Here is a 1,064-nt window from a genome sequence, read left to right as displayed (position 1 = left end):
ACGGCCTTCACCGCCGGAGGGAAATACGAGCCGGACGACATCCGATTCCACAACTTGAACAGATTCTCCGAAAGGTTCTGCTCGAACTGCTCGATCGTCATGCCATCCGCCCCGGGTGCACCCTTATTGGCCTTGACCCGCTGAAATGCCTCCCACACCATCGACTTGGGAATTTCAAACGACTTGACCATGGCCTGCGGCCTTGATCCGTTCACCTGGCTCCTCCCGGGAACTCCGGTTGACCACCAAACAAGATCGGGACAACCCGCCCCCTTGGCTCCACCCCCATTACAGGGGTTTCATCGCTACTACGAGGCGGTCCGTCCCCCTGCCACGCATCGGTACTCTGCCCCTCACAGTTTCAGCTGTTTGGGGTTCTCCCTTGTCGCCATCCGGACTTCAACCTGCCCGGTGGCAGCATCGCGGCGAGGGGTTCCCACGTTCCGCACCAGCGCCTGAACCGAGCTCGCGCCACCTTTATGCCGGGCACCACCTGGCCAGGAATACAGGAACCCGCCAGATTCATCCCGGGGCAACAACTGGACCCCGGTTTCGGTAACCGTTCATACGCTTTCGACACTTCATCAGTGGTTCACTCGCGTTCGCCTTCTCGGCTCGCACCTGACGCATCTTGTGCGCCTTTTCCGCAGTGCTCATCACCCCGGCTCATTCACCGGAGCAACCTGCGGGAGTTTGGGACCTCCCCCTGTGTGGGCGGTCCCGGAGGGCCCACCTCCATCACCGGTGCAGCATCACGTCGGAAAGTTCCGTCTACATCGAAACCTCCCGTTGTGTTCGTGGCGCACTATCGTCGGCGTAGCGGACCAATACCGGGGAGTCCTTTTTCGTGTCACCGGCTTGAGCGCCGTTGACGACATGGCGAACTCCAGCGGCTTCCTCTAGACCGTGCAATGCGACATTCATCAGCAGAGGAGAAATTAGTCGGGTAGGTGCGGCGCATTACTGCGCCGCACCCCCCTCAGAACCGTACGGGCACGTTTCCGCGCATACGGCTCAAGCAAGTCCTGAAGGCATTCAGGCATACAGATTTACTGGCCCTCAGT

At 60.2% G+C, this 1,064-nt stretch carries 1 pseudogene; it reads right to left on the bottom strand.

Features of this window, described 5'->3' with window-relative positions:
* Positions 1-215, bottom strand: a pseudogene (locus tag FCI23_RS55870) (group II intron reverse transcriptase/maturase); the annotation flags it as partial.
* Positions 216-1,064 lie beyond the last annotated feature (849 nt).

The sequence above is a fragment of the Actinacidiphila oryziradicis genome (assembly GCF_005047355.1).
Classification (GTDB): domain Bacteria; phylum Actinomycetota; class Actinomycetes; order Streptomycetales; family Streptomycetaceae; genus Actinacidiphila; species Actinacidiphila oryziradicis.
Note: the sequence above shows the minus strand (reverse complement) of the source record. Positions and strands in the feature narration are given on the sequence as shown.